Genomic DNA, 26,731 nt, shown 5'->3' with positions numbered 1-26,731 from the left:
TTACCAAGCATAATCCAGTCGCAGACCAATCAACGGCTCTGCTTCGCTATCGTCTTGCACCAGCACTCCGCGGCGATAGTCAAACTCGGTATCGTCGCTTGATGAAGCCGCAGTGACGTTAATCACATCAAGAAAGGCAGTGACATCTATCGGGCCAAAGGCGCGCCGATAGTCAACCCGAACGTTTAATAAGCCGGCGCCGTCTTTGCGACCAACATTACGCTCAGTGATCTCTTTTGAGTAACGCAGCATTTGCCCCGGCCCCAATACGTCTGCATGAATAACAAAGTTATCATCTGGGCGACCGGAAAGGTATTTGTAGCGTGCTGCAACTTTCCAGCGGTCGCTGATTTCCCAGGTCAGGCCCAGGGTGGCAACATGTTTGCGGTTAAATTCCGCCGCCACCTCACCGCGCCCGTCTTTGCGGTCGACTACCGCATCGTTGTAAGAATAGGTGGCGCTGGCGTACAGGCCTTCGAACAGCGTACCGTTAACCACAATGTCGACCCCATAGGAGCTGCCATCACCCATATTGGCAAAAGTGCCGCTGGCCCGGTCAAGATCGACCACCAGGTCGTCGAGACGTTGATAATAGGCCTCGGTTAACAGCGACCAGTTGCTGTTTGGGAAGTATTTTAAACCTATGCTGGTATGGGTGATTGTTTCATTCTTAAGTGCGTTTGACTCGTTAGCGGCCAGTTCTAAATATCTGGGTGACTGATGAAACAGCCCGGCGCTGGCAAAATATCTGACTTTTTTACCCGGCTGCCAGTTGAGGCTGAGCCTGGGCGCAACCAGGCTTTCATCGGCAAAACCATCGCGCTCAAGGCGTAAGCCGGTGCCAACATCCCAATCACCGAATTGAAAAACCTGCTCGACATAGCCGGCATAGTTGGTTTCTTTGTGTTTTATTGCTGAATTGATGTGCTCAGGCGTCAGCACAATATAGCGCTGCTGTGGGTCAGCTCTGAAATCATCATCGTCGTACACAAAGCGGATCCAATCGCCATCCAGCACCGTGCTGTAGTCCAGTTCAATTTGTGTCAGCCGTACCCCGGCACTGAACAGCCCCCAGTGATTGGTTGTCTCAAAATCACTGCGCCAGCCAAGCTCGGTTTCGTCTTCAGCGATGCTAATAATGTTTTCCCTGACCGGGAAACTGGAGGCCGGTGAGCCTTCTGGCACCTGGTCAGGAAAGGCTTCACCTTCTGCGCTTAGCTTGTCGCTTTTGCGGTAATACAGCTTATTGGTCCAGACCGCGCTTTCACCCACTAATGAGCGCAATGTCAGGCCGTATAAATCACTGTCTTGTTTGAAGTTCAGCAGCGCGGCATCTTCAAAGTTGGGCGAGGCAAACACATGGGTGACGTCGCGGCGATAGTCTTCCTGCGTATCCATCAGCAGAATTTCAACGCTGTGGTGCTGGTTAATCGGTATTACTGACTTTAGGATGATATCTCTTAACACCGGTTCGCCAATATCCAGCTCTTCAATGGTTTCAAATAACTGGCCAAAGTCCAGGCGCCGGGCAGAAAACAGCATTGTTGCGTCATCACCAACCGGGCCATCGTAACCCACTTCAAAACCAGCCAGGTCATATCGGAAACTAGCCGATGGGCTCGGGTTGCCATCGGCAACCTGCAGTTTCAGTAGCGATGCCGCCCGCCCACCATAGGCCGCTCCCCAGCCACCGGGGGAGAACTCGGCGCTACTGATCACATTCGGGGCGAAAATCGAGAAACGGCCACCACCGCCAATATCTTCCTCTTCACCCAGGGTGGCATCAAAGTGCACCGCTTTATCAAAGGGAAAGTCATCAACGAATATCAAATTATCTCTGGGCCCGCGGCCACGTACGCTAAAGCTGGCAAATTCACTGGCCGATGCCAGGCCTGGTAAGCCGTCCAAAGACAGCAGTGGATCGGCGCCACCGCCCACCGCGCTGCGCAGTGCCTCGCGGTCCAGATAAGTGCTGGAGCCTGCGGCAAAGGTCTCGGCTTGCTGCGCTCTAACCTCTACCACCTCAATGGCTTGCTCTCTAAGTTCGAATGCCAGCTTGATATTTTTTCGTGTCACTACCCGTACGCTTGGTTCATACAACGAGGCGAAACCGTTTTTGGCCAGGCTCACCGAGTACAGACCGGGGTTAAGCTGTTCAATAACGATGCGCCCCTGTGCGTCGGTTGCAAAGGTTTGTGTGGACGAGCTTTCCCGCTCGTTGAGCGTGATTTGCACGTCTGCAAGGGGGCGCTCAGTATGCTGATTTTTAACGATAACAGTCAGCGCGCCGGGGGCTTCTGCGGCCTGGCTGAAAAGTGGCAAGCCAATTAGCAGTGCCCACAGAGTCAACCAGGATATTTGCGTTAATTGCCTGTTCATATTGCTACCTTCCAAGTGTTGAGCCTATTTATGTGATGGAACAAACGGGAAGCTAGCAAAGCCAATGTGACTAAAATGTCGCCAAGATGTGAAGGTTATACCCGCAGGGTGAGATTTTTCTATATTGGTGACAACGAACTGGATCACGCAGTATCAGCTTTCTGCTTTATTTACAAAAAGGCTGTAATCGCTGCCTGTTGGCGTTAAATCCATAAGGTTTGTCACGGTGGCGCTGTGGGTGTTGGGAATGGTGCGGAGCTTATTCTTGGCGGTTCAGAGCTGGGGCCGCTAAAGCTGATCAATTTGGTTCCTGACCGCCCCAATAATGAGAATTAAATATGTTTCACCACGAGGAAGCTTTTCTCGCTGAGTCGCAAAGAACTCAGAGCAATTGAAGACCTCAGCGTGTTTCACTGCGCCTCTGCGTCACTGTGAGAGGTATTCCAATAACGGCCGGGAATTTTTAAGCGGGGGTCAAAGCGGCTCGGGCCGCTTGGGGGGAGCATCAGCTTGTTTTACTGGCAATTGGTCTATAAACGGCCAACCAACTTTTGACTAATGTTGGTGCGAGGATCTTGGAATTAATGCCACTTTGTGAATGGCTGGATTGAGCGAGTTTCTGACTTGGCTTTCCCTGCCGGATATGACACTCCATCCATGGAGCGCCAGTCCCATTTCTTTACTGCGCGGTAAAGAAACGAGACGCAAAGAAAGCGCGCCCGCTGGATTCCCAACGACGTCAGTCCAGGGCACTGCTAAAAGGCGGTCGTGAAAACGACGTTCCCGACGCGTCTTCCACTCAATTTTCTCCCAGCAAATTGCCCACCTTTTAGCAGCGCCCTGAACCGACCGGGAATTTTAAGCGGGGGTCAAAGCGGCTTGGGCCGCTTAAGGGGTTCATCGGTCTACTTGATCGCTAGATGAGCTACAAACGACCCACGAATTTTTGACTATCGCTAGTGCGAGGATTTCTGCACATGTGGCACTTTGTGATGATGGCCTTGTTGGTGCTACCTAAAAAACTCTTGCTAGGCAAAGGGTTACAAGCGTGCTAAAAAATTACAATGTGAAAGTACGGCGAAGCGCCATCTATTAAACTGTTACATTTCTATTCACAAAAGGAGAATTGATTGAAATTTACAGATAAGCTAAAAAAATCTAAAAAGCGTTCTAGGTTTGCTTATTTAGTTGCATTCATAGCTGTCACCTATTTTTTAATGACAGTTATAAAAGGGCTCTATTTTTGGACTGATGGAAGTGGCATTTCTTTAGCTCAGAACATCAATTCTGGAATTAAGTGGTTGTTTGCTAAAACATGGATATTTCCTATAAGTAATCTTTGGGAAGCGATACCTGCTATACCATTTGAAGGGAGAGATATTCTATCATTCTATAAAGTTCTTATTCCTCCAATTGTTGTATTTTTTCTATCAGCATTATTTATTACTGATCATCGAGTATTAAGAGCAAAATTTTATGAGCTAAAAACGGAAATAGAAAAAGAAATCGCTCTTCGTGAAATGCGAAAGGACGCTGGGCTTGAGACTATAAGTGAATCGGCAAGTATAGATGTTGTAATAAGTAAAGCAACAAATGACGACCCTGCATGGCACAACACTGGCTGGGGGAAAGTAGTAATTGGTGTTGCAATAGCCGCAGTTGTTACTGCAATAGGGCTAAAGTAGAAAATGTAACAAGCCAATTAATTCGACATCTATACGCTGCACTCCTTTCAGCGCATTATTGGGGCGTATACGTAATTCATGAAGTGATAATAAATGAGAATTGAATTAGAAAATCTGAAAGGCATCTCCAATCTAAAATTTGATATTCCAGGTGCTGGGCTCTGGCTTCTCACCGGCCTAAACGGTTCGGGGAAAACCAGTCTGCTAGCCGCCTTATATCGAATAAGGCATGGCCGCGCCTTTCAAGACCACTACAAAACCACCGCTATGCAAGAAAAATTGGATACGTTTAAGGATGCGAAAGTACGGTACAAAATTAACGGACAAGAAGTTACATACTCCTATGGAGGGAAACGCTGGCCACCAACACCAAGGAGTAACGCAAATATTCTCCACCAGTATCCATATCCAAGCATTCATTTTATTCAAGCAGATAGAAGCAGAGTTGAGCCGTACGCGGAAGAAATAATTCCAAGGCGAATTAATCAGGCAAATAATGATATTACAGACTTCTTATCTTCCGTTCTTCACGATAATAAGTGGAATGGCTTAAAGTTCGTTAACACCAGAAGAGGGACAGGAAACCAAGCATTTCTATTACCATACAGAGCAGGAAGAGAAACCCACTACTATTCAGAGAAAAACTTTAGTCTCGGCGAGTTATGCGTACTTAAACTCGCCAAGAAAATGTCTATTGCTGAAAGCAACTCATTAATCTTAATTGATGAAGTCGAGATGGCCCTGCATCCTCAAGCGCAAGTAAGGCTCCTAAATAAAATAACTCAAATAGCCACAAACAAAAACTTGACAGTTATTTTCTCTACACACTCATCAACTCTGATAAAAAATATCAACAGAAGAAACATTATTTTCATTTCTAGGGATGATCAAGGGTCGTACACAACAAAAACAAATGTATTTCCGGCTCAAGTTCTTGGTGAAATCGCATTTGACGAAGAGGTCAAAAGCGATTTCATATTTTTTGTCGAAGATGAAGAGGCAAAATTATTACTTGAGCAACTTTGCGGAAAGTTTGAAGAAAACAGAAATGCCCATAAGCCAATGTACAAAGTTGTGCCCGTTGGCGGCTACTATCAAGTCATGCAGATGCTAGAAAGATCAGCGTTAATTATTCCAACCTACGTTAAGCGCCATGTTTTCTTGGATGATGATGTCCGAGCTGAGGCAATACCAGCGGCCAGAAGAAATGACACCCGGTCTATAACAGATTTATATGATCGGGTAATGAACTCGGTTTCGTTCCTTCCATGCACGCCAGAGATTGGCGTTATAGACATGTTAGAGGCTTTTCATACAAACATGAACGTCAATGAACTGCGTGTCGAATTTTATGGGACAACCGTAAATCTAGACAACCATATCATGCTCCCTGGATATCAGAACATTACCGGAGATTCGCAACGAAAGGTGGCGAAAAGCAAACTAGACTCAATCGTGGAATACATTCGCAATTCTTGTGGCACTGATGAAACCACAATTCGCAGAGTTCTATATCGCAAATATATAGATCACCTATATTCTGGCGGCATTGGTCCTCTTATGGACCTTTTAGGGCGCGTATTTAATACGCGGTAGTACGCGTATAACAAGTGACTGTAGTCCCAAGTCAATACATTAAGCTATATTTTCACGCCATTTTTCCTCGTTTTTTAGCATGGTATTTAACATGACAATCAGCTTCCTTAGGCAGGCAATAAGTGCCAACTTTGGGAGCTATCCTGCTGCTCGTTGGTAGGATCAGTCAGGTTCATTGATGTGGGCAACTGAGCCAAAGCTTTATCCCAAGGGACCAAGGCCCCTTTGGCTCCCGCTAAAAAATTCCCGGTCGGTACAAGCCAGCCCCACTATTTCTTCTGGCCAAACTTCGGGGTTTTTAAACGTGAAACGAGTAAGGCTACAACGATAACTAGCATAATAGGAAATGCGTAATTTCCCAGATACTGGAAAGATAGCCAGGCTACTCCAACCAGTGCGGCACAGATAAGAATAAATAGTATGTTTTTTAACATGTTGCATACTCAAACACGCCGGGGGTACGTTTAGCCTTAACGGCAAATGTGGCACGATTTGGGAGGTGTTGTTGAACAATTTCGGGATGATAGGCAAACAAAAGTTCAGCACCGGCAAATTTTAATTTTGGATTTGAAACAAAGAAATCAGAGATTGTTGAGCCACACCCCAGAGACCTTCCGGTGGCAACCGCTGCACTACCAATAACCGCACCGGTATAGGCCACTGCACCAATGGATGCCGCTACTGCCAGCTTCTCCAATCCAACTGTGGCACCAATCAGTTCCCCTATAGTCGCACTTTTTCCGAGGGTTGCTAAAGTACCTACAATCGTTGTGGCAGTGCTTATCGTTGCGTTGTAAGTATCAAAAAGCGTGTTGGGTACTGGTAGCCCCAAATCTGTCATATTCTCTTTGAAGTATTTGCTGAAATCGCCAGATTGGTAACAGGTCACGATAAGATTCCTTCCTTATTTGTGAGTTTCAACCAATATAGTTAAGAATCTTATTTCTTCAAGTCTTGTGCAGCGGTTTGTCCCTTTCACGCATAGCCTCATATGCTGCCCAAGTGTTGCCCTCAAATACCAGTGATCTTATCCATCTGCTCGCCAGTGGCTTTATAGCCTTGTCCAAGGGTGTGGGTCTCAAAAGACTCAGCAATCTATAGCATAAGATTCTTGCTTTGGAGTACGTGAAGGGTTTCCTGCTCTCGTTCCCAGTCGTCGGCACTTATTACCACGAAACCGTCCAATGACTGGATCATCGTATCGTGCCTGCATATAACTTAATAGCAGATACGGTCCCGCTGCGTCTTACAAAAAAGCCGACAGTTAGTCGGCTTAAAACATTCAAGATTAATAAATGGAGACTGTTAAGCCGCAACTCCCCAATGGTTTTCCACTTCTTCCAACCGAATCTCTTTAGCTGCCTCTTGGGCTTCTGTATCTGCTAATAAGTCCAGGAAATAACTGACTGGGTTATTCCTTTGCTGGCTTTCCATATACAGAGTCCGTAGCGCTACATCTGTAGTACGGGGAATTTTTGTCTGGCCTTTCTCATAGCGCGCAATTGTCTGCTCATCAACACCGAAGCGCATCCCGAGCATTTTCTGGGAAAGATTCAGTTCAATACGCAGAAACTTAAACTCTTCATTCGAAAGAGGTCGGTTGCTGTCCACAATAACCTGAGCAATCGCCTTATGCAGGCCGTTCATATCATCAATACTGGTATATTCCTCACCGTCAATCTGTTCAACGGTAAAACCATTCTTGAGATATACATTTGATAAACCGCTTTCTGTGTAATGGTACATACCAACCTCCTAATCTATCCACACAGTGACCAGTACTGAACTGGGGCTGTCATGATGATTCTTAAGGGCAACTGTCAGTTCTATGACCTTACCTGCTGCTGTGCCTTTTAAGTTAAACTTCCAATCACCATTGGTCTCGGCGTATGGGCCTTCCCTAAAAACAGAATGCTTGCTTTTAAGGAGGGTCATAATCTGACCGGTAGTAACCCCACGGTCTCTCATACGCGCCTTTACATGCTTACTCCACCTGATCCTGTGGGTATGATTTTCAGCCAGGTCATTGATTATCTTTCTGGCAGTCTCCTCCGTGAGAGGAAACTCGTTGACGCCTTGAGGGTTACTCTTTCGCATGAAGAACCTATCAACTTGACACCTATCATTTTGATAGGTGGTGGCGGCGATGTCAATTTAGTTATGTAGCCTTGATGGAGTATCTGTTTACACTAGTCAGCTAAACAACCCACTACTCCCCCGGATCAAAGGGTCGCTCATTAATCAGCCGTGTCATAGTTGTTGAAACAGTTTGAGACAATTGAGCGGTGACAAGACGGTTATTGCCGTCAATGACCGCTATTGGCATAAATTAGATATTAGTCTACAAACATCAGCCAGAAGCCCCCCTTAAGCGGCCCAAGCCGCTTTGCTCCCCCGCTAAAAAATTCCCGGTCGGTTCAGGGCGCTGCTAAAAGGTGGGCAATTTGCTGGGAGAAAATTGAGTGGAAGACGCGTCATAAAAGACATGGAGGTCAGTTAGGGTTCTACCCACCTGTTCTCTGCTACTCATCCCCCAACGCGTCAGCCAGTCTCATTTTTCTGTACTGTGCTGGCGTGGTATTAGTGATCTGTTTAAAGGCTTTATAAAACGATGAGCGAGCATTGAAGCCTACCTCATAACAAATATCCAGTGCGCTCTTTGTCGTTTGAGCCAGCAAAACCTTGGCCGCTTCAATTCGATTCTCATTCACGTAGTCAAAAAACGTCGTCCCCATGTGCTGATTCAGTACCTGAGACACCAGGTGGCTGCTGGTGTCGATGGATTCGGCAAGGTCAGACAGGGTTAGATCTGAATCGAGAAACAGCTCTTCGCAAACAATCGCCTTTTTAATAAGAGCAACTATTTCAGAAGCTCTATCTTTGCTCAGAGAAGAGCGACTGTACTTTTTTGATTGGGTTTCTGATTCTTCAGTTGCTGGAGCATTGTGCAAATACTGACCGTCAAACGCGGGCTTCTGACGTAATCCCCACAGCGTCAGAATCCAAACAGACAGCAGTGCAATTAGAATCAATAGCTCTTTTACTACTAATGAAGCATTAAAAACCGTATCGACAAAAAAGTTTACAACTAACAGTCCCCAGAAAGCGGCGACCAGCGCAAACAGCCATGACAGCCAATTCAGCTCTCTGCATTCTGTATTGGAAAAAAAGCCTTTAAGGCGCTTGTGATGCCTGACAAGTCGAACTCCGGTAACAACAAGATAGTAAATTGATTGCGGCACCCAAAGCACCAGCAACAGCCAAATAGTAATGACCAGTGGTTTCAGTAGCCCGTTTTCTGGTACCTGTGACAATAGCACCATATTCTCTACATCTTCATAGGGAGCAGTGAATACCCCTAGCAAGGCTAACAAAGATAGTGCCGCAGGAATAAAGTGGGTAAGCTTTTTAAGAGAAAAGTGCCACTCAATACGCGATGTCAGGGAATCAACATACAACCATAGCAGCGGCCCCAGGGACATAAATGCGACCAAGCTAAGGCCCACTGATACAACAAAATACGTAGGTCGAACCACTGCGAGCCAGGATGGAGCCACTAATATCAAGATAGACAACAACAAAATAGTCAGTGGACCATAACTAGGCAGTCGCGGCCGATTGGTTAATATGAAGGAGATCGCTATCAGGCATATCCCACTCATCGCACCAATCATCGTTACAGTCACATATTCCAAACTCATTTTAGAATCAGCCCTCATATCCAGAATGCACACAGCTTACATCTTTTTTTGCTGTTTTTTGTCCAGCCCAGTGGGCACGGACACACGTCTTTTTAGCAAATGCAATGATTTCTACAGTTAATGACTGAGACTAAGAGTATGACTGTCTTGCTTACATCGCATTTGTTTATCGGGGCTATTGCCGTTATTGCTGGACTAATAGCTTTCTTTGCAAAAAAAGGCAGTGCCCTGCACCGTTATGCAGGCGTTATTTTTGCCGGGGCAATGGTCTACACGGCGGGTGGTGGAACTCTAATAGCAATAGATCGCCCAGAAGCGCTGACTGGCTTAGTTGGCCTATTTACATGTTATCTGGTAGTCAGCGGTTTGATTACCGTAAAACCCCGCGGTAAATGGTCGACCGCGATTGATCGGTTCATCCTTACATCCGCTACTTTATTGGTGGCAGCGTTTGTTTATTCTGGGCTTAAGGCACCTTCAGTTAGCCCGCAATTGGGCATTACTCCCCCCGTCTATTTTGGATTTGCAGCTATCGCAGCCATGGCAGCCGTAGATGATTTTTTGAGTCTATGCCAGGGAGGACTAAAACGTCACTGGAGGATAACCAGACATTTGTGGCGGATGGGGTTTTCTCTGTATATCGCGGCCGGGTCTCTGTTGGATGGGCCTGGTACCAAGGTGTTTCCCGAACAGTTGGCTGGAACACTCTGGATGACCGCACCTGTCCAACTGATCGGCTTTCTAATCCTATTCTGGCTGATATCAACGGTCTTTAGTCGGCAGATCAATAAGCTAAACCTCTACCTCAAACAGCACATACAACAGTTTAGGAGACAGTCATGAATCACAATAACCTTTTCGCCCGATTATCCGGGCTGAGCTATCTGGTATTAATCGTAAGTGGTTTATTCGGGATGGTTTACGTTCCCGGAGTTATGTTTGATTGGATTGACAGTATTCAAACGGTCAGTAACTTACATGATAAATCCACCCTATTTCGAGCCGGAATCAGTGCCTGTTTACTAAGCTTCGTTTCTTTTACAGTATTGTCGGGGCTATTGAGCAAACTCTTCTTCAATAGCTCCAATCTTGGCGCACTTCTGCTGCTTAGCTTTGGCGTTATGGGCGCCACGGCTCTGCTAGCGAATACGCTCAACTACATCAATGTCGCAACGATTATGATGGGCCAACCTGAAGTTAACGAGCATACTGCATCACAGATCCTCGCCTTTGCCAGCCAATTCAGCAATGGGTTTACTCTAATTCAAGTCATTACTGGCATCTGGTTGGTAATTTTTGGATGGCTGGCCTATCGGACTCGCATGCTACCCACAGTTATCTGCGTATTGTTGATTGTCTCGGGGCTAGTGAATTATGTCGCTGGTTTTGTGCTTAAGTTTGTCTTCGAAACGGGGGATGTACCGATTTGGCTCTCTCTGCCCGGAACTTTAGGTGAGTTTTCAGCCTGCCTTTGGTTGCTTATTATGGGAGCGAAATCACAAAAGTAATATAGAGCGTTGGGTTACACGAGTAGTTCAAGTGGGAATTTTGAAACCATCGGAGGCATGGATGCCGTCCCAAACGCGCCCCATGTTAAGCTGCATTTCGATACAAATCGCATGATTGTCCGTCGTGGTGAAGTATATAAATTTCCATCAGTGGGGGCGGTTGGGGAAAATAGCGTTTTTCCCTGGTTTCACTAAGCCAGGCGGTGCTTGAGAGCCTGGCTAATGCTGAGCACCTGATGGCCGATGTGATACGCTCCGGGCGCTACGTTAGTGTTAAACCGGGTATGATGGTGTTATCGGTTGGTGGTTTCCTGTTATGCCAAACCCTTTATCAATACCGACGGGTACCACGCTTACCGCGCTGGGACTGATCGGTTACCCATTGTTACTGCTGTAAAAGCCTGCACTATACAGCGAAGGAGAGTCAGAATGAGTCAAAAGTATCAAGGTTCGTGCTTGTGCGGAAATGTCTGTTTTTCCGTAGATGGATTCAGTGACAAAGCCGCTAACTGTCATTGCTCTATGTGCCGTAAGTTTCACGGCGCTGCCTTTGGCACATTGGTTGGGGTTCAAGGTCTTGCCTGGCTTTCTGGAAAAGATCTCCTTAAAGATTTTGTGGCATCAAATGGCACAATCCGCACATTTTGCATCAACTGTGGCTCAAGTATCGGTTTCAGAGTTAAAGGTGAGCCTGTTGGCAATATTGAGCTGGCTATAGCGACATTTGATACTGATATTCCAGTAACAATCGATGCACAAATTTATACTGGCTATAAAGCCAATTGGTGTGAATTGCAGCCTGAGTTACCCACTTATTTTGAAGGCAGGACTGGTGCGTGTTGACCTTTTGAGCATATAGGTTTGGATCAAATTCTGGTTAGTAGGAGCAGGTTCATTGATCTTGGTATTGGGTCAACTGAGTCAAAGCTTTGCCCCGCTTTTCACAAGTAATTATTTTTCTACCACGAAGGACTCGAAGAGCACGAAGACTAGACAACCGGTATTGTCACTTCGTGAACTTCGTGAACTTCGTGCCCTTCGTGGTGAAACATATTTAATTTTCATTATTGGGGCGGCCAGGAACCAGATTGAACAGCTGGAGCTGGTCCAAAGAGCAACAGCCATGACGCTCGAGTGGGACTGGCGTACAAGGGCTCGCTAAAAATGCACATATAGCGAATAGACCAATAAAAAAGCTGCAACCAAGTTGCAGCTTTTTTAAATACGTATCTATGCCGATGACCCAAACACGGTCATCGGCCAACCAACCCTTACTTACCCAATTCCTTAGGCATAGCCGGTGCCTGCTCATGACGAACGGGCTTAAAGCTTTCCAGATCGTTTAGCACTTCGGCGATGGCACGCTGCAACTGTGGGTCTTCGCCGCGGTTCACGGCCACAGGATCCAGTTCCACATCGATATCCGGTGCCACCCCTTCGTTTTCTACCCGCCATTCATGTTCGGGGGTAAAGAAACGGAAGTGCGGTACATTCAAACGGCCACCATCGACAAAGTTGCGGTTAGCCGATACGCCAATCAAGCCGCCCCAGGTGGTTTTGCCAATCAGTTTACCCAGCTCCATACGTTTAAAGCTGTAGGGCAGGAAGTCACCGCCGGAGCCGGCATCCTGGTCTATCAGCATCACCTTAGGCCCGTATACGGCACCGGCCGGGGTGCTGAGAATCATGCTGCCCGAGCGGTATTTCCAGCCGGCCAGATACTGGCGGGACAGCACATCGGTAATGTAGTTGGCTGCCTGACCGCCGCCGTTGCTGCGCTCATCAATAATCATGGCGCGCTTATCGGCCTGCGGGTAGAACATGCGATTAAAGTTGGTATAGCCTGCGCCAGCGGTGTTGGGCAGATACACATAACCCGCCTTACCTGCGGTTTTATCCCACACATATTGGCGATTCTGTTCAACCCAGTGCCAGTGGCGCAGTTTACGCTCTGAACTGATGGTATCCACCACCAGGGTTTTGGCATCCTCAGCTTTACCATTGCGGCTCACCAGTAAACGCACCTGGGTATCGGCCTTGCCGGTCAGCAGGCGATAGATATTGTCATCAGCAGATAGGTTTTCACCATCGATGGCATGCAGGGTGTCACCCTCCTGAATATCAATGCCGGGCACGGCCAGCGGGGCGTGAAGATCCGGATTCCAGCGCTCACCGCTATAGATTTTGCTGAACTGATACTGGCCATTGACTATGGCGAAGTCGGCGCCCAACATGCCTACCTTGATTGGTTTCTCTTTATGACCGTCGCCACCGTAGACCACGTTATGGCCCACCTCCATTTCGGCGATCATCTCGCGGATCAGCCAGTTCAGGTCCTCGCGACGACCCACATGGCTAAGCAGTGGCAGGTATTTGTTATAGACCTTCTGCCAGTTCAGGCCATGCATATTGGGGTCGTAGAAATAGTCCCGTTCATTGCGCCAGGCTTCAGCAAATATCTGTGCCCATTCCTGTCTGGGGTCGATCAGCGCCTTCACCGCAGCGGTTTTCAGTGGCTCGGCCTTAATTTTCTCCGCCACCTTGGCAATGCTCAATTTGTTGTCCCTGCCGGTTAACAGCAGGTGTTTGCCGTCGGCCGAAGCGCTAACAGCAAAGACTTGCTTTTCAACGTCTTCAACCTTGCGCTTGTCCATATTAAAGCGTTTTAACTCGGCGTCGCGCTGGGGGCTGCCGTCACTGTCAACGGCGGCACCGGCCTGGCTGTGCTCGACAAAGTACAGGTTGTTATCGTTACCCGCTGTCAGACCGGTATAAAAGCGCTGGTCCACCGGCAGGGCCACGATACGTTGCTGCACACCGGCCAGATCGGCGGCCTTGTCAGCGCTTTTATCCTGCTTATCTTCAGGCTTGTCGTCTTTACCTTTGTCGGCACTGGGATCCCGGGCGTCTTCATCCGCCAGCTTTGGCAACAGCGGCGATTTGCCTTGTTTGTCCAGTACCACCGCATATAAACCAAAGCGCTGCGGTTTTTCCTGGGTGCTCATATCCAGGAAAAAGGCCGTAGAGCCGGCATTGGTGGATGATGCAAAGTACAGATACTGACCGTCGGGGCTGAAAGCGGGCAGGGCGTTATGGCTCATGCCGTCGGTTACTTTATGCTGCTTGCCGGTGGCAATTTCGTATATATACAGATCGGCAAAATAGTTGGGATTACGCTTGGTGTAGGCAAGCAGACGACCGTCGTTAGACACCGCCGTGTCAAAGCCCAGCATGCTGATATCTTCCATCACTTCGGTGCGCTTGCCGCTGTCCAGGGCCATCAGCCACAGCTTCTGGCGGGAATCGGAATACACCAGATGCTTACCGTCGCCACTGATATGGCGCAAGCTGACATCTGCCGGTGTGTCGGTGGCGGCAAAGCGACGACGTTCCTTGCCGAATTGGTCGGCCACCACAATCTGATAACGGCCATCCTCGTCGGTGATATACACCAGTTCATCACCTGTGGCTGACCACAGGCCGTCCCGCTCGTTATACTGGCTGCTGTTGGTTAAGTTTTTGGTGGCGCCATCTTCCACCGGCACGCTGAAGATCTCGCCCCTGGCGCTGATCAGTACCCGTTTGCCGGTGGCAGATAATACCGCCTGGGTCATCGACGGCATGGCGTCTTGCCACTGTGTGCGCCATTGCACCAGATCCGCATTAACACGGATATCCAGTTTACGGCTGCGACCTTTTTTGCCGTCCAGTACATATAACTCGCCGCCCATGGCATAGATAATGTCGGTGCCGCTGGCGTCGGCGCTGGTGATATCCCAGTCCTGGTTGTCGGTAACCTGGTTTAGCTTGCCTTTATCAAAAGCGAATAACTGGCGGCTTTTATTGCGGTCAGACAGGAAATACACCTTGTCACCCACCCATAGAGGGTTAGTGTCACTGAAATTGCCGTGGGGAATTTCCTGGTAGCTATGGCTTTTCAGATCGTAAATCCACACCGGTGGTGTGGTGCCGCCGCGGTGATTGCGCCAGCCACTGCCGCCACGATGGGCCGGTTGATGGGGATTATAGGCCAGATAACGGCCGTCTTCAGATAGATCTGCATCGGCCACTGTGGCACGCATGACCTGCTCAGGTAAACCGCCCGACACTTTCACCTGATAAAGTTGCCCGGTACGACCATTGGCGGTTTCACGGTAAGAGGTAAACAGCACAGATTTACCGTCCTCTGACCAACCCACCACGTCGTCTTTGCCGGCATGCCAGGTCAGGCGCTGTGGCTGTCCGCCCTGGGTGGGGATGATGTACACGTCCTGGTTATTGTCATACGCGCCGGTATAGGCCAGCCATTTACCGTCCGGGGAAAAATGCGGATGGTCTTCGTCTGCCGCGTGGGATGTCAAACGGGTCACCCCCTGACCGTCTCGGTCGGCACGGTAAATATCACCGGCGTAAACAAAGGCGATATGCTCTTTACTCAGGGTGGGGGATTGCAGCATTTTGCTGCCGGATGCTGCCAATGCTGTGCTGGCAATCAGGGGCGACAGCGAGCCCAGCAACAGGGCCAGGGTAGTCTTTTTCATATTGTTATATCCTTCCGATCAAGGCGCTGTGAATACATCTGGTTTGTAACTTTATATCAGTCGATTAGTACTTGCTTGGCGAGCAAATTGCAACAGCCAGGGCATCCTGATTGGGTTACAAGGTGTTAATCTCATCAGACAATCTCAGGTCGCGCTTCAGCCATACAATATTGATGGATGGTTTTGCTGCCGTCATTCGGATTCCCTGCCGGGCTGGTTGGCATCAGCGTCAGGTAAAGGCCAGTCTGCAGCATCCTGATGATCCAGTTGCGGATCACAATCCTCGCCGCCCCAACGACGGGTAAATTGCCCCTGTGGGTCATACAAACGGCGTTGTTTGTGTAAATCGAACCAGCGCCCACCACGGGGATCGGCGCCCACCCCCGCCAGATACTGCCAGTTACCCCAGTTTGCTGCCACATCATAATCGATTAACTGTTGCTGAAAATAGGCGGCGCCGTAGCGCCAGTCGCCCTGCAATTCATTGAGCCAGCAACTGGCGGCAATTTGCCTGGCGCGATTACTGATATAGCCGGTTTGGTTGAGCTGACGCATGACGGCATTCACCAGCGGGTAGGGCGTGTTGCCCATACACCATTTTGCGAAGCGCCCGGCGTGAAAACTGGTCAGCGGAGGCTGGCTATGGATACCGGCAAAGCGGAATACCTGGCTTTGGTAACGCTGCAGGTACCAGTGGAAATATTCCCGCCACAAAAGCTCGAATTTGATCCAGTAGGTAGACTGGTTAGCGCCCTTGTCCTGTTCAAATTGCCGCAGACGTTGCCAGATCTGACGCACAGATAAGCAACCAAACGCCAGCCAGGGACTGAATCTGGTGGAAGATTGTGGACAGTCGAGGGCATTGCGGGTGTCTTTGTAGGTTAGCGGTGCATCGGTATTGAAATAAGTATGCAGATGGGCAGCGCCAGCCTGACAGCCGCCCTGAAACGCCAACGTATTGCCGGGCTGGCCAGCATTGCTCAGCGTCATTTTCTGCTCGGGCGCAGCACCTGGCGGCGGCAATAAGATCACCCTTTCCACTGGTGGCACAGCAGAAAACAGTGGCTCCACAAGCTGACGAAATGGGGTGAAATGCTTTGGCAGGTCAGTCAGGTCAAACGGCAGTTGTGACCTGTCAAATAGCGTATGTTGCCAGCTGGTCTGAAAATCCACCCCCATTGCTGCCAGCTTCTGCGCCAGGCGGGCGGTCAGAGCTTGTTCATACACACCAAATGGCGCACTTTGCCCCACCAGGTTGATTTTTCTTGCCTGCACAAAACGGCAGACTGCTGTCAGGGACTCTTCTTCCTGTATATGCAGATGCTGCCCAAAAAGTTGCAGTGTCTGCTGTAACTGGCTCAGGCTTTGCTGTAAAAATCGCCTGGCATGTATGCCTTGCCCACGGCAGGTATAGCGACCGGGTTGCTGGTCTGCAGGGTCTGCGATATACAGGCAGTCCAGCCGGTCCACCTGACGGGCAATGGCGGCAAGGGCCTGGTTGTCCTGCACACGAAGATCGCGGGTAAAAACGAAAAGTCCATGTTTCATTGGCACTGGTATTCCCATTTATTGTTGCTAATACTGATACGCACAACAGCGCAAAACGATCGTTTCATATGGATGGCAGTGAAAATGGATTTACCCGCAGATAAAAAAATCTTCTTATACAGTGGCTATGAAATTGACCCTGCCCCTCAGGTTTCACGTTGCAACTAGAAACTTACTCAGCGATCAGCACTTCCACCCCGGCTGTTTCCAGGGCAACGGCCAGCTCTCCTTCCGGTGCCTGATCACTGACCAGTAAATCAATGTCGGCAAAATCTGCCATATGCACGGCCCCGGCTTTATTAAATTTACTGCTGTCGGCCAGAATCACGGTTTTGCGGGCCAGCTTCAGCAGTGAACGCTTAAAGTCGGCCTCCTGCAAATTTAAATCCAGACAACCCCGCTGCGCGTCCAGTGCACTGATGGACAGAAACAGCAGGTCCGGGGCAAAGCGACGGGCCTGACTGATGGCTTCCTGATCCAGGGCGGCGCGGTAGTCAGTGTCCATCTGCCCACCAACAAATACGCAGCGCCAGTCATTGCGGCCCAGCACTTCGCTGGTGATATCCAGGGAATTAGTGACTATCTGCAAGCCTTTGGGCTGATGCAATGCTCTGGCCAGCCAAAAGCTGGTGGAGCCGCAATCGATAAACACCGTCATGCCGTTCTGCACCAGCCCGGCGGCCTGGCGGCCAATCTGCTGCTTTACCTGGGCATGCATATTGATGCGTTTTTTATAGCTGGGTTCCAGCAGCGCGTCGGGCAGGCGCACGCTGCCATGCATTTTTACCACATTGCCGTTTTTTTCCAGGTGGCGGATGTCCCGGCGGATGGTTTCCATTGTGACATTCAGACGTGACGCCAGCTCACTGACTGAGCTGGACTGTTGCTGGCGCAGAATATTCATCACTTCTATCAGGCGTTCGGCGGTGTTCACAGGGCTTTCCTTAGGTGTATTCCAGGCCAGTATATCGCGATATAAAAACAACTCAAAACAACATAAAGCAAAATAAAACAACGTAAAGCAATAAAAATATCATGTTTTTGTCATCTTTGCTTGGTAAAACCTTGCCCCGTGATCTCACACAACACTTAAGGAACACAGATGCACAACAAACTTGCTCACTTTGCCTTGTCGGCGCTGGCCATGGGGTTAAGCCAGGCCGCCCTGGCTAATGACGATGCCACCAGCGCGGCGGACAACGCCAGCATTGATGAAATTGTGGTGGTCGGGCAAAAACAAACTTTTGCCACCTCTCACGTTTCCCAGACCATGATTGAACGCCAGGCTGCGGTAGCGTCGGTAAACGATGTGCTGAATGAATTACCCGGCGTACTGGTGACCCAGGGGGATTACTTTGGTGCGTCGGACTGGCTGACGGCGATCTTTATGCGCGGTTTTAACACTGGTGGTGGTGCCAATCAGATAGGTACAACCATCGACGGTTTGCCTAACGGCGGTTCCAGCTATGGTGGTGGCAGTAAAGCCAACCGCTATATCGACGTACTGGAACTGGAAACCGTGGAGGTTGGGCAGGGTACGGCTGACATCAGTTCCCGTTCCAATGAAGCCCTGGGCGGAACCCTGAACTTTATCACCCGCGACCCACTTAACGAGCAGGCTATGCGTCTGGTGACGGCCTTTGGTGATCAGGATGCGCGAAAATACTATTTCCGCTACGACACCGGGGAAATCGCGGCCAATACCCATGCTTTTGTCAGTGCGTCTTCTTCCTCGGTGAAAGACTGGATTAACAATGCCTCTACCGTGACCCGTGATTATGGGCTGGCCAAGATCACGTCGGAAATTGATGGCTTTAAGCTAACGGGTTTTATCTCTTACAACGATGCCAATGAGCACGAGTTTGAAACCATTTCTTTGCAGGATTACAACAACAATCCCCGCAATGATGCGCTGCACATGACCTGGACAGATATTCCTGCGGTCAATGAATATTATCGGGATGGTTGGCGCGCCCTGCGTGAAAACACCTTTGCGTATGCCAAAGTGGAAAAAGATTTCGGTGACTGGGATTTCCAGACATCGGTATACAAACACCGTATGAAAGGACGAGGCGACTGGGTGCCACCTTATCTGGTCAACATCAAGGATGACGGTGAGGGGGCGCCGCAGTCAGAGTTTTTGGGCGGCGAAACCCAATACGGTGGTAAGCAGATTGACCGCTTTTACTTTGTTAATCCCGACGGCAGTGCGGCCATTGCGGATGAGAACTGTGTGCCTACTCATGGTTTCAGCAAAGACTACGACCCGGCTTGTTATGCCGACAATGTGTTGCCGGTTATGTCTTACCGCCATTCCCACTATACCAATGATCGCCTTGGCCTGACCGCTGACGTGGCGTATCACTTCAGCACCGGCAGTATTCACCATACAGTGCGTGGCGGTATCTGGTTCGAAGATGGCGAGTCATCCAGCACCCGCGACTGGCACAAAATCAGCAACGTACTGGTTGGCCCGGCGTTTGATGCCAAACCTTACTGGGTGCAGTACATCAGTGAGTACCAGATAGACGAATTTATGTATTACCTGGAAGAAGTGGCAGAAATAGGGGATGTTACTGCCCGTTTGGGGGTCAAGAAATTTAAGGTGGATACTGATTATCATCAGCCCATCGGCCAGGATCCTGCGGTTTCCAATTCTTCCAGCTCTGATCCGCTGATTTCATTTGGCCTTAATTACATAACCCCGCTGCCTGGACTGGAAGTGTTTGCCGGCTATTCAGAAAACTTCTCAGCCATCAGCAAGGACAGGGTAGGTGGGTCTACCAGCGAAGAGCTGTCGCGGATTGAAGCCGAAACAGCCGAGAACATTGAAGTGGGGCTGCGCTATGAAGGGCGTGACCTGCAGTTTGCCATGACCTATTACGATATTGCTTTTGAGAACCGTATTGTATTTATCGAAGATGGCGCGGTCACCGGCATTGACTATCTGAGCCAGGTGGATGGGGTTTACTACAACCTGGGTGGTATCGACAGTAATGGTTTGGAAATGTTGGCATCGTACAATCTGGGTAACGGTTTCAGTTTGTCGGGCTCCTACACCTACAACAAAGCAACCTTCGTTGGCACGGGCTCTGCGGCGCTGGACAAGGAAGCGAAAGTGGTACCAGGTAACCGTGTGCATGGTTCACCCAAGTCGCAATTTGTATTAGCCGCCGATTATATGGGCGAGATGATGAGTGCCGGTATGTCGCTGCGTTTCGTTGGTGACCGATACATCAATTACGACAATGCCGAAGTTGCGCCGTCCTATACCGTGTCTGATCTGTATGTTGGTGTGGATCTGGCCAACCTGTCGGACAACTTTAAGGGATTGTCGGCCAGATTAAACGTTAACAACCTGTTTGATCAGGAATTTATCAGTGGTGTATACAGTGGTGCGGTATTCCCGGCGGCACCGCGTACCGTGACCCTGTCACTGACTGCTGACTTCTAAGTAGGGTAACAAACAGGGCTGCGTTGCTGACGCACCAGCCCTGTGTGGTTTTTCGTTCACGCCGGATAGCGTGGCAAATGGAGTGAATTATGAGTGGTATCAGTCGCCGGCAGTTTCTGGCCGGCAGTGCAATGGCCGGGCTGGCAGCAACCTATCCGCAAATCGTCAGGGCGCTGAGTATTCCTGCCAAAGTACAAAGCGGGACAATCGAAGACGTGCAGCACGTGGTGATTTTGATGCAGGAAAACCGCTCATTTGATCATTACTTTGGCACTATGCCCGGCGTACGGGGTTTTTCTGATCCTTATCCGGCACCGGCCAAACCCCTGCCAGGCCAAAGTGAACGCAATGTGTTTACTCAGGTCAACTCCATACACAAAGGCCCCGCCCAGCTTGGCCCCTTTGCCCTGAATACCCGCCAGACCTTTGCCCATATGCGCCTGGAAGGAACCCCGCATTCCTGGCCTGATGCGCAACATGCCTGGGATCATGGGCGCATGGATAAATGGCCCGACGCTAAGCACTTACATTCCATGGGATACTTCGAACGCGAGGATATTCCTTTTCAGTTTGCCCTGGCGGATGCTTTTACCTTGTGTGATGCCTATCACTGCGCTATGCATGCCGGTACCAACCCCAATCGTTTGTTTTTATGGACCGGTTGCAATGACGGGGTGGCCAGTGGCGGTGGCCCGGCGGTGGGCAACTCTCATGATAATCTGCCCGAACACGACGGGCCTGCGGCGTCCTATACCTGGATGACCTACCCTGAGCGCTTGCAGCAAGCGGGTATCGACTGGACCATTTATCAGGATATGGGGGATAACTTTACCGACAACCCGCTGGTGGGCTTTAAGGCATATCGTGACGCCTACGCCGGGCAGCCGGATGCAGAGCCTGAATTGCTGAACCGGGCGCTGACCACCCGCGCTCTGGACAGATTAAAAGCCGATGTACTGGCAGACAAACTGCCAGCGGTGTCCTATGTGATTGCCACGGCCGAAGGTTCTGAGCACCCCGGCCCGTCCAGTCCGGCACAGGGCGCTGCCTATACTGCGGATATGCTGGATGCCCTGACGGCCAACCCAGAGGTCTGGGCTAAAACCGTGCTGTTTATTATGTTTGATGAAAACGACGGCTTTTTTGATCATGTGCCGCCTCCGGCTCCGCCATCGCCGGATCCAAGCGCTAAGGACGGCTATGCTGGTTATTCGCAAATTTCCACCCAGGGGGAATACCATCAGCATGCCGATAAACATAATGGCAAACTGGACCATTCAGCGCTGCGCGGTCGGCCTTATGGGCTGGGGCCAAGGGTACCTGCCTATGTGGTATCGCCCTGGAGTCGCGGCGGTTATGTCTGTTCTGAAGTGTTGGATCACACCTCGGTTATCCGCTTTCTGGAAGCCCGCTTTGGGGTGATGGAGCCCAATATCACGCCGTGGCGGCGGGCGGTAAGTGGTGATTTTCTGAGCGCCTTTGACTTTGCTAACCCCAATAAAGACAGTTTTCCTGCCTTGCCTGCCCCCTATCAGGATGCCCTGCGCGCAGCGCAGTATAAGGAACGCACCTTACCGCCTATTCCTGAGCAAACAGCCGCCATCGCCCAGCAGCCTGGTCATAAGCCACACCGCCCTTGTGTTTATGCGCCGGAGGTAACAGAGCAGTTGGCGGCTGACAGCCTGGTCTTAACGCTGACAAACAGCGGGTCCCGCGCGCTGGTGGTTCAGGTATATAACCGGCTGGATCTGGATGCCATTCCCAGACGCTATACCCTGGCAGCCAAAGGCAGCTTACAGGCCAACTGGCCGCTGCTGCACGGCAGGTACGATTTGCAGGTGATGGGGCCGGAAGGGTTTCATCGGCGCATCAAAGGGGACACTGCGCATCCGTATCAGGTGCAATTGCACGCTGAGCGCCATACGCTGCGGCTTAACAGCAGCACTGAGGCCCTGCAATACCGGCTGGGTCAGCAGGGCGAGTTTAAAACCCTGGCTGCGAATAAGGCTCTGAGCATAAAACCGGATACAGACCGCCGCTATGATCTGAGCGTACAGGATACCGACGGGCATTTTATTCGTCAGTTTGCCGGGCGGTTACCGGGTTAGTGACAAGCCCGGCCATGTAGAACGCTGCCATTCTGGCCGGGGAGTGGGCAACTGAAACGGGCTTTTGCTCAGGCTTGCTGCCGGGGGAAAACAGCGCTTGGGCCAGTTGCCTGCCCATGCGCTGAATCTCTGTGGTTTTACTCTGTCGCCGGGACTGAAAGTTGTTAAACAAAGTGGCAGTGCCTGGGCTATTTTGCAGCAGTTCCGCCAAAATCCATGCATCTTCCAGGGCCTGACAGGCGCCTTGCCCTGAAGTTGGCAGCGAGGCATGCGCGGCGTCACCAAGTAAAAGCACATTGTCGCGATGCCACAGCGTGAGCGGCTCAATATCGTGCACAAAAATAGGCTTAATACTGTCTGGCTGGGCGAAGTTCAATATCGAGCGTACTGTTTGCGGCCAGTGTGCAAAGCGTTTGGCTAAGCCGGATTGCTGTATGTTTAATGCGTCCTGGCAATCTAATGGGGTTGGCCAGGCTGCAGCCCAATAACACTGGTTGTTACTCACTGGCACTATGCCAAATCGCTGAGCGTTGCCGCAAAAATCCACAATATCCGGCTGATTGAGGGTTGCAGACGGGTACTGGCTGATGCCAATCACATTAACGAAGCCCTGATAAACTGCCCTGGCTGTGGGGGCCACATACTGACGTGCCATCGAATGCATACGTCCGTCTGCACCAATAACTAAATCATATTGCTGGCTCAATACTGCTAATCTGTCTGCATCTATTGCATGGTTGTCGGTAATCTTCACCGAGGTTTTCGCCAGAGCCCCGACTAATATACCCATTAAGTCCCGGCGCAGAATGGTCAGGCTGGGATAGCCAATAAGCTTATCCAGTTCTGTTACTGACAATTGGCCAATGTTATCGCCCTGCGGGCTGAATCTGCGCAGCCAGTGTGGCTGGCAGGCCGCTGTGCGGATCTGTGCTAACAAGCCCATTGCTTCCAACACAAAAGTGGCATTGGGCCATAAGGTCACACCCGCGCCCATTTGTTTGCCAAGTTGTCGGCGCTCAAAAATATGTACTGAATGGCCCTGGCGTGCTGCCAACAGCGCAAAAGCCAGGCCTGCGACCCCAGCACCGATAATGGCTATGTTGTTTTTAGCTCGCATTGTTTTGTGTTCCTGGTAACTGACAGACAGGTGGGAGTATTAATCAGCCGTCAGGTGAGATAAATTGCGGTTAAATGGTTTGATAATCCCATTAGGTGGGCCAATTGCTGGAAAAAGTGGAACTGGCCTGGCTGATAAGCTTTCGTCAGGTGTTTGAGGTAAAAAGTTTTAAGCAGGCGGCAAGTATCCTGAATCTGCCATCGTCGAATGTCAGCAGACATGTTGCCCAACTGGAGGATGCTGTTGGTCTGCGTCTGCTTGAACGCACTACCCGCAGAATGGCCGCAACCGAAGCCGGTGAGACATTATACCAACAAGTGGTGCCGCTTCTGGAGAGTATGGACAGTGCACTGCTTGAAATGAGTACGGCTGGCAGGACGGTGGCGGGACATCTCAAAGTGCTGATGCCGGATTTACCATTGTTGGGTAAATGGCTGGCTGAATTTTGCTGTCAGTACCCGCTGCTGAGCTTGAGTTGCGATACCAACCTGGCCCCTGCACAGGGGTTGGAAGATGGTGTGGATCTGTTATTGCAATATGGCCGGGGGCCGCTGCAAAGTAGCGGCTGGGTGGCAAAAGAAATTGCACGCTGGCCGAGTATTGTGGTTGGCGCACCGCAGCTTTGTCAGCGCTACAGCGCGCAGCTTAGTCTGAATCAGCTTAAATTTTTGCCTTGTATTACCAGTTTGAGTGCACTGAATGGCACTCCCTGGGTGTTTAAACAAAACGACTCACAGGCCGTTACTGTGCCGGTGTATTCCACGTATCGGATCAACAGTGCCCATTTAGCCAAAGAGACGGCGCTGGCGGGGCTGGGTTTTGCCATTTTGCCTGAATTGAGTTGTCAAACCGAGCTGCAGCAAGGTTTGTTGCAACGGGTTGTACTGGAAAAAGTACCAGAAGATTTAGTGCTCTATGCCATCTTTAACGGCCGGGACAAAACACCCAGAAAGGTCACGGCCTTGCTGGACTTCTTAATGCAGAAGTCAACCGGATCGAACCAATCGGATTGGGTTGCCTGGTCCAAAGGCCAGCATCAGTCTGGAGCGGATTAAAAAATCAAAAAGGAGATGAGATCTTATGTATAAGCGTACCCCTTTTAGGCTTTTTGGGCTGCTGCTGATGCTGTGTTACATCTGTGCGGCCGGTTTGCAAGCCGCTCCACAAGCGCTTAACTCAGCACCTCTGAATATTGGCCAGAGTTTTTTATTGTCGTCCACTGTGCTGGGGGAAGAACGCCGGATAAATCTGTATTTTCCCAAGGCCTACTTCGAACAACCTGATCAACCGCTGCCGGTGTTGTATATGCCGGATGGCGGCGTGCATGAAGACTTTGTGCATATTGCCGGCCTGGTGCAAATTGGTTCGCTAAACTGGACTACCCGCCCGGTTATTCTGGTGGGAATTGAAAATACCGACAGAAAGCGCGACCTGACCGGCCCCACAGAAGATGAAGAAGACAAGAAAATCTCCTCTGTGGTGGGCAAGTCTGCCGAATTCAGAACCTTTCTGCGTCAGGAGCTGATTCCCACTATTGAGCAACATTATCGAACCACCGCTGAGCGCGGCATTATCGGTGAATCCTTGGCAGGTTTGTTTGTGGTGGAAACCATGTTGCTTGAGCCGGACCTGTTTTCCAATTACATTGCGGTGGATCCAAGCCTGTGGTGGAACCAGGCGGCGCTGGTTAAACAGGCCGGGGAAAGGCTAAAAAATGGCGGCCACCAGGGCCTGAGAGTGCACCTGGCGGCCAGTAGCCAGCAGGGGATTGTTGAGCCAACCCGGCAGCTCGCTGGTATATTGCAACAAGCACCGGGTCTGGACGCATCCTTCACAGAGTTTCCTGATGAAACCCATTTGTCCGTTTATCATCCTGCCGCATTGAATGCGCTTCGACTGGTGTATGCCCGTGAATAAAAGGTCAACACCCTCTAATCACACAGAAAAGGAAAAACATGAAATATTTAAGCCTGGTAGTCAGTCTTGGCCTGGTTATGCAGCAGTCTGTACAGGCTGAGGAAGTAAGTCCGTGTATAGAGGGTGATGCCTGTACCCTGGCGCTATACAGTGAAACTGCCGGGCAATGGCAATTTATTAACCCCGAACGGGCTAAACAGGCATTTGCCCCTTATTCCACCTTTAAAATAGCCAATACCCTGATTTTGCTGGAAAGTGGCCAGGTGAATACAACGGCACGCTATCAGATTGACCTGAATCGCTACCCGGCTCAGGATTGGTGGTTTAAAACCTGGCGGGAACCAGATCAAAACCTTAAATCTGCTTTTAATTATTCGGTCTTACCCCTTTACCGGCAGTGGTCGGCGGATTTGGGCCGGGCGGCTTACGAACAATTTATCCAGCAATTCAGTTACGGTAATCAGGATGTGTCTGGTCCGGTGGACGGCTTCTGGCTGGGTGACAGTCTGCAAATCAGTGCGGTGCAGCAAGTTGAGTTTTTGCGTAAATACCAACACCAGCAACTGGGACTAAAAGCTTCAACCTATCGGGATTTTTCACCTATTTTTCTACAGCGGCAGGACGAACAGGCCAGGCTGTTTGCCAAAACCGGCGGTGGTATGCTGGCTAAAGGACAAGCCCGTGGTTGGTATGTGGGTATGGTAGAAAATCAGCAGGGCATGCATTACTTTGCATTTAATATGGATGCCGACAGTTTTAAAAGCCTGGCAGAAACCCGCATTAAAAAAGCGCTGGCCAGCTTGCAGAGCCTGAAAGTAACAGTGCCTGAATAGATTTCACCTCAATGCTGAGCTTTGCATGCCAAATCAGACCACAACAAGGTTTGCATGCACAGGCTCAGCGTGCCTGACTAGCCCTGTTTTTTTATCTTGTCTTCCAGCGTCCTGAGCTGATCAGAGATATTGCGCAGTCGCACAATAATGTAGATCAGTAGCAAGGGGGTAAATAGTTGAAACAGGGCCACAACAATATAAGAAAAAGCGCCCAGCATAGCCTGACTTTCCATATCGATATTACTCCGTTGTTGATTCGAGGTATTAGGGATAGCTTATATACCTTAGTCTGTCTACTACCTTAATACCTCAACAGTCTCAGCGGCAGAGGTGTTTATCTCTGG

The 26,731-nt window shown here is 50.0% G+C and carries 21 protein-coding genes; 11 read left to right on the top strand and 10 right to left on the bottom strand.

What is annotated here, in order from left to right:
- On the bottom strand, window positions 1-2,379 hold the full coding sequence (locus ABD028_RS00830; RefSeq protein ID WP_343840563.1) for a TonB-dependent receptor: 2,379 nt from the start codon (window positions 2,377-2,379) through the stop codon (window positions 1-3).
- 1,130 nt (window positions 2,380-3,509) lie between these two features.
- On the opposite strand from ABD028_RS00830, the gene ABD028_RS00825 reads away from it, so the two are divergent.
- The gene (locus ABD028_RS00825; RefSeq protein WP_343840560.1) at window positions 3,510-4,064 is read left to right on the top strand and encodes a hypothetical protein; all 555 of its coding nucleotides are present in this window, start codon (window positions 3,510-3,512) and stop codon (window positions 4,062-4,064) included.
- Window positions 4,065-4,157: 93 nt separating this feature from the next.
- Window positions 4,158-5,660, top strand: coding sequence for an ATP-dependent nuclease (locus ABD028_RS00820; RefSeq protein WP_343840557.1), 1,503 nt, complete (start codon window positions 4,158-4,160; stop codon window positions 5,658-5,660).
- Window positions 5,661-6,087: 427 nt separating this feature from the next.
- Here the strand turns inward: ABD028_RS00820 and ABD028_RS00810 are convergent, their stop codons facing one another.
- From ABD028_RS00810 to ABD028_RS00795, 4 genes are all read right to left on the bottom strand, one after another.
- On the bottom strand, window positions 6,088-6,549 hold the full coding sequence (locus tag ABD028_RS00810; protein WP_343840554.1) for a hypothetical protein: 462 nt from the start codon (window positions 6,547-6,549) through the stop codon (window positions 6,088-6,090).
- Between the two features lie 416 nt (window positions 6,550-6,965).
- Entirely contained in the window at window positions 6,966-7,406 is a 441-nt protein-coding gene (locus ABD028_RS00805; RefSeq protein ID WP_343840550.1) for a helix-turn-helix domain-containing protein, read from the bottom strand.
- Between the two features lie 9 nt (window positions 7,407-7,415).
- Complete coding sequence (locus ABD028_RS00800; RefSeq protein WP_102796465.1) at window positions 7,416-7,757, bottom strand: DUF4258 domain-containing protein; 342 nt, start codon at window positions 7,755-7,757, stop codon at window positions 7,416-7,418.
- Between the two features lie 425 nt (window positions 7,758-8,182).
- Window positions 8,183-9,361, bottom strand: coding sequence for a helix-turn-helix domain-containing protein (locus tag ABD028_RS00795; protein ID WP_343840544.1), 1,179 nt, complete (start codon window positions 9,359-9,361; stop codon window positions 8,183-8,185).
- Between the two features lie 138 nt (window positions 9,362-9,499).
- On the opposite strand from ABD028_RS00795, the gene ABD028_RS00790 reads away from it, so the two are divergent.
- From ABD028_RS00790 to ABD028_RS00775, 4 genes are all read left to right on the top strand, one after another.
- Window positions 9,500-10,204, top strand: a complete 705-nt coding sequence (locus tag ABD028_RS00790) for a DUF2306 domain-containing protein (protein ID WP_343840541.1) — start codon at window positions 9,500-9,502, stop codon at window positions 10,202-10,204.
- A complete protein-coding gene (locus tag ABD028_RS00785; protein ID WP_343840538.1) occupies window positions 10,201-10,869 on the top strand; it encodes a DUF4386 domain-containing protein in 669 nt (222 codons plus the stop codon). Before ABD028_RS00790 ends, ABD028_RS00785 begins: the two co-directional genes overlap by 4 nt.
- A gap of 236 nt (window positions 10,870-11,105) precedes the next feature.
- Entirely contained in the window at window positions 11,106-11,240 is a 135-nt protein-coding gene (locus ABD028_RS00780; protein WP_343840535.1) for a hypothetical protein, read from the top strand.
- 58 nt (window positions 11,241-11,298) lie between these two features.
- Window positions 11,299-11,712 carry a GFA family protein gene (locus ABD028_RS00775; RefSeq protein ID WP_343840532.1) on the top strand — a complete coding sequence of 138 codons (414 nt, stop codon included), beginning with the start codon at window positions 11,299-11,301 and terminating at the stop codon, window positions 11,710-11,712.
- A 428-nt stretch (window positions 11,713-12,140) separates the two neighbouring features.
- Here the strand turns inward: ABD028_RS00775 and ABD028_RS00770 are convergent, their stop codons facing one another.
- From ABD028_RS00770 to ABD028_RS00760, 3 genes are all read right to left on the bottom strand, one after another.
- Window positions 12,141-15,410, bottom strand: coding sequence for a S41 family peptidase (locus ABD028_RS00770; protein WP_343840529.1), 3,270 nt, complete (start codon window positions 15,408-15,410; stop codon window positions 12,141-12,143).
- 192 nt (window positions 15,411-15,602) lie between these two features.
- Window positions 15,603-16,958, bottom strand: coding sequence for a DASH family cryptochrome (locus ABD028_RS00765; protein WP_343840527.1), 1,356 nt, complete (start codon window positions 16,956-16,958; stop codon window positions 15,603-15,605).
- 172 nt (window positions 16,959-17,130) lie between these two features.
- Window positions 17,131-17,892 (bottom strand): DeoR/GlpR family DNA-binding transcription regulator, encoded by a 762-nt coding sequence (locus ABD028_RS00760; protein ID WP_343840524.1) that lies wholly within the window; start codon window positions 17,890-17,892, stop codon window positions 17,131-17,133.
- Window positions 17,893-18,060: 168 nt separating this feature from the next.
- On the opposite strand from ABD028_RS00760, the gene ABD028_RS00755 reads away from it, so the two are divergent.
- Window positions 18,061-20,412 (top strand): TonB-dependent receptor, encoded by a 2,352-nt coding sequence (locus ABD028_RS00755; protein WP_343840522.1) that lies wholly within the window; start codon window positions 18,061-18,063, stop codon window positions 20,410-20,412.
- An 89-nt stretch (window positions 20,413-20,501) separates the two neighbouring features.
- Window positions 20,502-22,520 (top strand): phosphocholine-specific phospholipase C, encoded by a 2,019-nt coding sequence (locus tag ABD028_RS00750; protein WP_343840520.1) that lies wholly within the window; start codon window positions 20,502-20,504, stop codon window positions 22,518-22,520.
- Here the strand turns inward: ABD028_RS00750 and ABD028_RS00745 are convergent.
- On the bottom strand, window positions 22,486-23,637 hold the full coding sequence (locus ABD028_RS00745) for an FAD-dependent oxidoreductase (protein WP_343840518.1): 1,152 nt from the start codon (window positions 23,635-23,637) through the stop codon (window positions 22,486-22,488). The two genes, ABD028_RS00750 and ABD028_RS00745, sit on opposite strands and share 35 nt — an antisense overlap.
- A gap of 104 nt (window positions 23,638-23,741) precedes the next feature.
- On the opposite strand from ABD028_RS00745, the gene ABD028_RS00740 reads away from it, so the two are divergent.
- Genes ABD028_RS00740 through ABD028_RS00730 form a run of 3 tightly spaced genes read left to right on the top strand, consistent with a single transcriptional unit; the run spans window position 23,742 to window position 26,387 of the window.
- The gene (locus ABD028_RS00740) at window positions 23,742-24,692 is read left to right on the top strand and encodes a LysR family transcriptional regulator (protein ID WP_343840515.1); all 951 of its coding nucleotides are present in this window, start codon (window positions 23,742-23,744) and stop codon (window positions 24,690-24,692) included.
- Window positions 24,693-24,717: 25 nt separating this feature from the next.
- Window positions 24,718-25,554, top strand: a complete 837-nt coding sequence (locus tag ABD028_RS00735) for an alpha/beta hydrolase (RefSeq protein ID WP_343840512.1) — start codon at window positions 24,718-24,720, stop codon at window positions 25,552-25,554.
- Between the two features lie 38 nt (window positions 25,555-25,592).
- Window positions 25,593-26,387 carry a penicillin-binding transpeptidase domain-containing protein gene (locus ABD028_RS00730; protein ID WP_343840509.1) on the top strand — a complete coding sequence of 265 codons (795 nt, stop codon included), beginning with the start codon at window positions 25,593-25,595 and terminating at the stop codon, window positions 26,385-26,387.
- Between the two features lie 77 nt (window positions 26,388-26,464).
- Here ABD028_RS00730 and ABD028_RS00725 read toward each other — a convergent pair whose 3' ends face one another.
- Entirely contained in the window at window positions 26,465-26,620 is a 156-nt protein-coding gene (locus tag ABD028_RS00725) for a hypothetical protein (protein ID WP_172449333.1), read from the bottom strand.
- Between the last annotated feature and the right edge of the window lie 111 nt (window positions 26,621-26,731).

Origin of the sequence: Bowmanella denitrificans (genome assembly GCF_039522935.1) — a bacterium.
Taxonomy (GTDB): Bacteria; Pseudomonadota; Gammaproteobacteria; order Enterobacterales; family Alteromonadaceae; genus Bowmanella; species Bowmanella denitrificans.
The sequence above is the reverse complement of the archived record's forward strand: the minus strand, read 5'-3'. Positions and strand labels throughout refer to the sequence as shown.

What these genes read in the sequence shown, in the direction of transcription:
- ABD028_RS00735 (WP_343840512.1), top strand. Translation starts at nt 24,718, where the DNA reads ATGTATAAGCGTACCCCTTTTAGGCTTTTTGGGCTGCTGCTGATGCTG.
- ABD028_RS00755 (WP_343840522.1), top strand. Translation starts at nt 18,061, where the DNA reads ATGCACAACAAACTTGCTCACTTTGCCTTGTCGGCGCTGGCCATGGGG.
- ABD028_RS00765 (WP_343840527.1), bottom strand. Translation starts at nt 16,958, where the DNA reads ATGAAACATGGACTTTTCGTTTTTACCCGCGATCTTCGTGTGCAGGAC.
- ABD028_RS00820 (WP_343840557.1), top strand. Translation starts at nt 4,158, where the DNA reads ATGAGAATTGAATTAGAAAATCTGAAAGGCATCTCCAATCTAAAATTT.
- ABD028_RS00830 (WP_343840563.1), bottom strand. Translation starts at nt 2,379, where the DNA reads ATGAACAGGCAATTAACGCAAATATCCTGGTTGACTCTGTGGGCACTG.
- ABD028_RS00750 (WP_343840520.1), top strand. Translation starts at nt 20,502, where the DNA reads ATGAGTGGTATCAGTCGCCGGCAGTTTCTGGCCGGCAGTGCAATGGCC.
- ABD028_RS00775 (WP_343840532.1), top strand. Translation starts at nt 11,299, where the DNA reads ATGAGTCAAAAGTATCAAGGTTCGTGCTTGTGCGGAAATGTCTGTTTT.
- ABD028_RS00790 (WP_343840541.1), top strand. Translation starts at nt 9,500, where the DNA reads ATGACTGTCTTGCTTACATCGCATTTGTTTATCGGGGCTATTGCCGTT.
- ABD028_RS00795 (WP_343840544.1), bottom strand. Translation starts at nt 9,361, where the DNA reads ATGAGTTTGGAATATGTGACTGTAACGATGATTGGTGCGATGAGTGGG.
- ABD028_RS00800 (WP_102796465.1), bottom strand. Translation starts at nt 7,757, where the DNA reads ATGCGAAAGAGTAACCCTCAAGGCGTCAACGAGTTTCCTCTCACGGAG.
- ABD028_RS00730 (WP_343840509.1), top strand. Translation starts at nt 25,593, where the DNA reads ATGAAATATTTAAGCCTGGTAGTCAGTCTTGGCCTGGTTATGCAGCAG.
- ABD028_RS00780 (WP_343840535.1), top strand. Translation starts at nt 11,106, where the DNA reads ATGGCCGATGTGATACGCTCCGGGCGCTACGTTAGTGTTAAACCGGGT.
- ABD028_RS00770 (WP_343840529.1), bottom strand. Translation starts at nt 15,410, where the DNA reads ATGAAAAAGACTACCCTGGCCCTGTTGCTGGGCTCGCTGTCGCCCCTG.
- ABD028_RS00745 (WP_343840518.1), bottom strand. Translation starts at nt 23,637, where the DNA reads ATGCGAGCTAAAAACAACATAGCCATTATCGGTGCTGGGGTCGCAGGC.
- ABD028_RS00805 (WP_343840550.1), bottom strand. Translation starts at nt 7,406, where the DNA reads ATGTACCATTACACAGAAAGCGGTTTATCAAATGTATATCTCAAGAAT.
- ABD028_RS00725 (WP_172449333.1), bottom strand. Translation starts at nt 26,620, where the DNA reads ATGGAAAGTCAGGCTATGCTGGGCGCTTTTTCTTATATTGTTGTGGCC.
- ABD028_RS00785 (WP_343840538.1), top strand. Translation starts at nt 10,201, where the DNA reads ATGAATCACAATAACCTTTTCGCCCGATTATCCGGGCTGAGCTATCTG.